At 73.3% G+C, this 6785-nt stretch carries 6 protein-coding genes; 5 read left to right on the top strand and 1 reads right to left on the bottom strand.

Annotated elements, in window-relative coordinates; all coding sequences use genetic code 11:
- The first annotated feature begins 83 nt into the window (after positions 1-83).
- From C1I99_RS27595 to galT, 4 genes are all read left to right on the top strand, one after another.
- The gene (locus C1I99_RS27595) at positions 84-632 is read left to right on the top strand and encodes a DM13 domain-containing protein (RefSeq protein ID WP_111137135.1); all 549 of its coding nucleotides are present in this window, start codon (positions 84-86) and stop codon (positions 630-632) included.
- Positions 633-757: 125 nt separating this feature from the next.
- The gene (cysC, locus tag C1I99_RS27590; RefSeq protein WP_111137134.1) at positions 758-2287 is read left to right on the top strand and encodes an adenylyl-sulfate kinase; all 1530 of its coding nucleotides are present in this window, start codon (positions 758-760) and stop codon (positions 2285-2287) included.
- A gap of 113 nt (positions 2288-2400) precedes the next feature.
- Positions 2401-3225 (top strand): DeoR/GlpR family DNA-binding transcription regulator, encoded by an 825-nt coding sequence (locus C1I99_RS27585; RefSeq protein ID WP_111137133.1) that lies wholly within the window; start codon positions 2401-2403, stop codon positions 3223-3225.
- Positions 3222-4298, top strand: a complete 1077-nt coding sequence (gene galT / locus C1I99_RS27580; RefSeq protein WP_111137132.1) for a galactose-1-phosphate uridylyltransferase — start codon at positions 3222-3224, stop codon at positions 4296-4298. Before C1I99_RS27585 ends, galT begins: the two co-directional genes overlap by 4 nt.
- Positions 4299-4647: 349 nt before the next feature.
- Here galT and C1I99_RS27575 read toward each other — a convergent pair whose 3' ends face one another.
- Entirely contained in the window at positions 4648-5865 is a 1218-nt protein-coding gene (locus C1I99_RS27575; protein WP_111137131.1) for an NADP-dependent isocitrate dehydrogenase, read from the bottom strand.
- Positions 5866-6001: 136 nt separating this feature from the next.
- Between C1I99_RS27575 and C1I99_RS27570 the strand changes: the two genes are divergently transcribed.
- A partial coding sequence (locus C1I99_RS27570; RefSeq protein ID WP_111137130.1) for an MBL fold metallo-hydrolase occupies positions 6002-6785 on the top strand: 784 nt, incomplete at its 3' end.

The raw sequence follows: 6785 nt of genomic DNA, 5'->3' as shown, positions 1-6785 counted from the left end.
CCCCCGCCCGGACCGCTCGCCGGTAAGCCTTCCGTAAGCCGGCGGGCGGGCGGCCGCAAGGGCGCGCCCGGCAGACTGGGCGGATGTCCGCCCGCTTTCTCCGCGCACCGCTGACCTGGGTCGTGGTCGTCGTCCTCGCCGCCGGGTCGGCGCTCGCCCTCTGGTGGTTTCAGCCCTGGAAACTGGTCACCGACACCGAGGTCGCCGAGACGCTCTCGGCCGTCGAGCCGACCACCCCGGCGGTACCCGACGCCAGCGCGACCGCCGCGGCCGGCGTCGCCCTGGTCAGTCACGGCGATTTCGTCACCCACGAGCACGACACCTCGGGCACCGCCCGGGTGGTCCGGCTGCCCGACGGCCGGCACCGGCTGGAGCTCGTCGGGCTGGCCACGTCCAACGGGCCGGACCTGCGGGTCTGGCTGACCGACCAGCCGGTCCGCCAGGGCACGGCCGGCTGGCGGGTGTTCGACGACGGCCGCTGGGTCGAACTGGGCCGGCTCAAGGGCAACCGGGGGGACCAGGGCTATGACATCCCGGCCGACGTCGACCTGACCGGACTGACCAGCGTCTCCATCTGGTGCAAGCGGTTCGCCGTCTCGTTCGGCGCGGCGCCGCTGGGCCCGGCCGCCTGACGGGCGCGCCGGCCGCCACCGCGCCGGGCGCCGCGGGCACCGGCTCGCCGGCGAGGGGAGTGGCGGTCTCGACCGATCGCCGGCCGGCTGAGAAACTGTGTGCCGGTCAGCGGGTTGGGGGTCAGATGAGCAACGGGTGGGTGCTGCCCGACGAGGTGCTTCGGGACGCGCCGGCGTACACGCCGCGCCCCGGGGAGCTGGCCGACCTGGAGCTGCTGCTCACCGGTGCGTACGCCCCGCTGAGCGGCTTCATGACCCGCGCCGACCTGGTCTCGGTGAGCCGCCGCAGCCGGCTGGCCGACGGTTCCCCGTGGCCGGTGCCGGTGACCCTCCAGGTTCCGGCGGCGCTCGCCCAGGGGCTGGACCTGCGCGACCCGGCGCACCGCACCCTGGTGCTCACCGACGGCGAGGGCGCGCCGGTGGCGGCGCTGGAGGTCACCGACGCGTGGCAGGTCCGCGACGGGGTGGCGGGCGTCGGGGGTACGGTCCGCCGGCTCGGCGACGGCGGTCACGGGCCGTTCCAGCGGCTACGCCGCACTCCCGAGGAGGTACGCGCGCTGCTGCCGCCCGGGCGGGTGCTCGGGGTGGTCGCCGACCGGCCGCTGCACCGGCCGCAGCTCGCCCAGATCGCGCACGCCGCCCGTACCCTCGGCGCTCACCTGCTGGTGATGATCCCGGTCGGTGAGGACGGCACCGGTGGGCTGCCGCCGGAGTCGCTGGTCCGCAGCATCTTCGCCGCCCGGGACCGGATGCCGCCGGCCACTCTGGTCGCCGTGCCGCTGTCGCGGCGCCGGGACGAGATCAGTGACGCGCTGCTGCGGGCCCGGGTGTCGGCCGCCTACGGCGTCACCCACCTGCTCTCCACCGGCGAGATGCTCTCCGGGGCGGGGCTGCGGGTGCTGGTCCCGCGGGAGCTGGCGTACGACAACCGCGACGGGCAGTGGCGCTGGCGGGAGGACATCCCGCCGCGCAACCGGCGGCTGGCGCTCACCCAGGCGGAGATCGACGACCTGCTGGACCGGGGCTTCCCGCTGCCCGAGTGGCACACTCCGCCGGCGGTGGCGAAGGAGCTGGCCCGGGCCCGGCCGCCGCGGCGGCACCGGGGCCTGGTGGTCTTCTTCACCGGCCTCTCCGGCTCCGGCAAGTCGACCATCGCGCGGGGGCTGGCCGACGCGCTGCGCGAGCAGGGCGAACGCACGGTCACCCTGCTCGACGGCGACGTGGTGCGCCGCGAGCTCTCCGCCGGGCTGGGCTTCAGCAAGGCCGACCGGGATCTCAACGTCCGGCGGATCGGCTGGGTGGCGGCCGAGCTCGCCCGGCACCGGGGGGTGGCCATCTGCTGCCCGATCGCTCCATACGCGGCTGCCCGGGCGACGGCCCGGGAGATGGCGCTGGCGGCCGGGGCAGGCTTTTTGCTCGTGCATGTGGCCACCCCGCTGGAGGTCTGCGAGCAGCGCGACCGCAAGGGCCTGTACGCCCGGGCCCGCGCCGGCCTGCTCACCGGGATGACCGGCGTGGACGACCCGTACGAGGAGCCGACCGAAGCCGACCTGGTCATCGACACCACCGAGCTCACGGTCGACGAGGCGGTCCAGGCCGTCATGCACCAGCTGACCGAGACGGGGTGGGTCGAGCCGCGGCTCCCGGCGTTCTGATCCTCCGATCACCACCCGTTCCTTCCGCCGCTCACCCCTTCACGCTAGTGTTCGTCTTTGTTGGAACACGTTCGACCGCGTGAGAGTGCGCGGCAGGCGCGGAGGTGCGGTGGATGCTCGCGCAGCAGCGGCAGGCGGCCATCCTGGACCGGGTCCGCACGACCGGCGGGGTACGAGTCACCGAGCTGGCCGCCGAGTTCGGCGTCTCGGACATGACCATCCGCCGGGACCTGGAGGCGCTGCACGAGCGCGGCCTGCTGGCCAAGGTGCACGGTGGGGCCACCGTCGCCGGCCCGGGCTCGACGGACGAGCCGGGCTTCCGGGCCAAGTCGGTACGTCAGCTGGCCGAGAAGGCGGCGATCGCGGCCCACGCCGCCGAGCTGGTCCGACCCGGCGCGGCGATCGCCCTCTCCGCCGGCACCACCACCGCCGAGCTGGCCCGCCGCCTGGTCGACGTGCCGGGCCTGACCGTGGTGACCAACTCGCTGCCGGTGGCCGAGATCCTGCACGCCGGCGGCCGCCCGGACCAGACGGTGGTGCTCACCGGCGGGGTGCGTACGCCGTCGGACGCCCTGGTCGGGCCGCTGGCCGTGGGCGCGATCCGGTCGCTGCACCTGGACCTGCTCTTCCTCGGTGTGCACGGGATCAGCGAGCGGGCTGGCTTCACCACCCCGAACCTGATGGAAGCGGAGACCGACCGGGCCCTGGTGAACGCCGCCGACCGGCTGGTCGTGCTCGCCGACCACACCAAGTGGGGCACCGTCGGCATTTCCTCGATCGTCGCCCTCTCCGCCGCCCACCTGCTGGTCACCGACGACGGGTTGCCCACCGGGGCGCGGCGGGTGCTCGGCGAGCAGGTGGGCGAGCTGGTGATGGTGACGGCGACGGGCGGGGGCGGCACGACGACCACGCCGACGAGTGGAGGGGCGGCGCAGTGAAGCGCACCGCGATCGACCTGGCCGACGGCCGGGAGCTGATCTACTTCGACGAGCGGGACGACGCTGTCCGCGACCAGCCGGACCGGCGGGAGCTGCCCGCGCCGCCGCCGGCCAGTCAGCTGCGGTACGACCCACTGACCGACGAGTGGGTAGCCTTCGCCGTGCACCGGCAGACCCGGACCTTCCTCCCCCCGGCCGACCAGTGCCCGCTCTGCCCCTCTACCCCGGACCGGCTGAGCGAGATCCCGGCACCCGACTACGACGTCGCGGTCTTCGAGAACAGATTCCCGGCGCTCAGCGGCAATGTGGCGGCGGAACCGGCACAGATCACCCCGTTCACGCCGGTCCGCCCCGGCCGGGGACGCTGCGAGGTGGTCTGCTTCACCGACGATCACAACGCCTCCTTCGCCAGCCTGCCGCCACGGCGGGTACGCACCGTGCTGGACGCGCTGGCCGACCGGACCACGGCGCTCGGCGAGCTGCCCGGGGTGGAGCAGGTGTTCTGCTTCGAGAACCGGGGGGTGGAGATCGGCGTCACCCTGCACCACCCGCACGGGCAGATCTACGCGTACCCCTTCGTGACGCCGCGGACCGGGGCGCTGCTGGCCGCCGCCCGCCGGCACGCGGCGCGCACCAGCGGCCGCAACCTGTATGCCGACGTGCTCGCCGCCGAGCGGGCCGCCGGCGACCGGGTGGTGGTCAGCAACGAGCACTGGACGGCGTACGTGCCGGCGGCCGCGCGCTGGCCGTTCGAGGTACACGTGGCCCCGCACCGGCCGGTGCCGGACATCCCGGCCCTGACCGACGGGGAGCGGGACGCCTTCGGGCCGCTCTACCTGGACCTGCTGCGCCGCTTCGACGGGCTCTTCGACCTGCCGATGCCCTACATCGCCGCCTGGCACCAGGCACCGGTCCGCGTCGACCGCGAGCTGGGCCACCTGCACCTGCAGCTGTTCAGCACCCGGCGGGCCAGGGACAAACTGAAGTACCTGGCCGGGTCGGAGTCCGGGATGGGCGTCTTCATCAACGACATCGCGCCCGAGCGGGCCGCCGAGCTGCTCCGCGCCGCCTGACCCGAGATCTGCGCGGCGTCCGGGACAGCACGGGGGCCGAGACAGGGCGCGGGGGGCCCGGGACAGGGCCCCCCGCAGGGAAGGGACGGCTGGCTGCGTACGACAGCCGGGAAGGCTGGCTGATCGCACGCATGCCGCGAGGCGACCGCGTCAACCTTCCTGGACGCGACTGGCATCTCGTCCAACCTGGTCAACGAGGCGCGCCGGGCGCAGGTAACGCAACCTCCCGGCGCCGAACGGATCCTGGTACGAACGGGCCCCGGGAGGGGTCGCCCCGTACCACGATCTCCGGCCCCGACGGGGCGGGCCCGCCGGCGGATGCCGGCGGGCCCGTGGGTACGGCGCGAGATCAGGCGGCGAGCTTGCGCGCCAGGTTCTCGTCGAGCGCGCCCATGAACTCGTCGGTGGTCAGCCACGGGGCGTCCCGCGAGATGAGCAGCGCGAGGTCCTTGGTCATCTGGCCGCCCTCGACCGTCTCGACGCAGACCCGCTCCAGAGTGTTGGCGAACTCGGTGACCGCCGGGGTGCCGTCCAGCTTGCCCCGGTGGGCCAGGCCACGGGTCCAGGCGAAGATCGACGCGATCGGGTTGGTCGACGTCTTCTCGCCCTTCTGCCACTGCCGGTAGTGCCGGGTGACGGTGCCGTGCGCGGCCTCGGCCTCGACGGTGCGGCCGTCCGGGGTCATCAGCACCGAGGTCATCAGGCCGAGCGAGCCGAAGCCCTGGGCGACGGTGTCGGACTGCACGTCACCGTCGTAGTTCTTGCAGGCCCAGACGAAGCCGCCCTCCCACTTGAGCGCGGCGGCGACCATGTCGTCGATCAACCGGTGCTCGTAGCTGATGCCGGCGGCCTCGAACTCGGCCTTGAACTCGTTCTCGAACACCTCGGCGAAGATGTCCTTGAACCGGCCGTCGTACGCCTTGAGGATGGTGTTCTTGGTCGAGAGGTAGACCGGGTAGCCGCGGTCGAGGCCGTAGCGCATGGAGGCGCGGGCGAAGTCCCGGATCGACTCGTCGAAGTTGTACATGCCCATGGCGACGCCGCCGCCGGGGAACTGGGCGATCTCCATCTCCATTGGGGCGGAGCCGTCGGCCGGGGTGTAGGTGATGGTCACCGTGCCCGGGCCGGGCACCACGAAGTCGGTGGCCTTGTACTGGTCGCCGTGGGCGTGCCGGCCGATGATGATCGGCTTGGTCCAGCCCGGGACCAGCCGCGGCACGTTGGACATGATGATCGGCTCGCGGAAGACGACGCCGCCGAGGATGTTGCGGATGGTGCCGTTCGGCGACCGCCACATCTTCTTCAGGCCGAACTCCTCGACCCGGGCCTCGTCCGGGGTGATGGTCGCGCACTTGACGCCGACGCCGTGCTCCTTGATGGCGTTGGCCGCGTCGACGGTCACCTGGTCGTCGGTCTCGTCGCGGTGCTGGATCGACAGGTCGTAGTAGCGGAGGTCGACGTCGAGGTAGGGCAGGATCAGCTGCTCCCGGATCTGCTTCCAGATGATCCGGGTCATCTCGTCGCCGTCGAGCTCCACGACCGGGTTGTTTACCTTGATCTTCGCCATCGGCCGGCGCTCCTCTCGGGGGACACGTGCTCAAGCAGTACGAGCGTACTGGAAACGGGCCGGCAGCCCCCAGCCGGCCTCGGTCGGCCGGGATATCGGGGTGCCCGACGCAGGAGATCACTGGCATCATCACCCGATGCCACTGCGCCGCACCCTCGGGTCTATCACGGTCACCGCACTGACTGACGCCGAGGGGCCGTTCTTCCAGCCCCGCGAGGAGGCGTTCCCGGACGCCACGCCGGAGCGGTGGCGCGAGGCCGACCGGCGGGATCCCACCTCGGTGACCGCCGACGGGGGTTGGTGGCTACGGTTCCGCAGCTTCGCTCTGCGGAACGGGGACGGGCCGGTCACCCTGGTCGACGCCGGAATCGGACCCACGGGCTCCCCCGCGTCCAGCTGGGCGCCGGTGCCGGGGCGGCTGCCGGCCGAACTGGCCGTGGCCGGCATCGACCCCGCCGACGTGCGCACCGTGGTGCTGACCCACCTGCACACCGACCACGTCGGCTGGGCGGTCACCGGCACGCCGGGACAGCCGTATTTCCCGAACGCGGACTACCTGCTCCAGCGGGCCGAGCTGGCCGCGCTGGAGACGATCAACCCTGGGCTGCGGGCCGGCCTGGTCGCGCCGTTGCGCGCCGCCGGCCAGCTCCGGGAGGTCGACGGCGACACCGACCTCACCCCGGGGATACGCGTGCTGAGCACGCCGGGGCACACCCCCGGCCACCAGTCGGTACTGCTGGACGCCGGCGACGAGCGACTGCTGGTCACCGGCGACCTGCTGGTGCACGCCGTGCAACTGGTCGACCCGGAGCTGGCGTACGCCCACGAGGTGGATCCGACCACGGCCCGCCGGTCCCGAATCGCCCTCCTCCGCGACCTGGCCGCCCAGACCCCCACCGTCGTGCTCGCCACCCCACACC

The organism is Micromonospora deserti, from assembly GCF_003236335.1.
Classification (GTDB): domain Bacteria; phylum Actinomycetota; class Actinomycetes; order Mycobacteriales; family Micromonosporaceae; genus Micromonospora; species Micromonospora deserti.
Note: the sequence above shows the minus strand (reverse complement) of the source record. Positions and strands in the feature narration are given on the sequence as shown.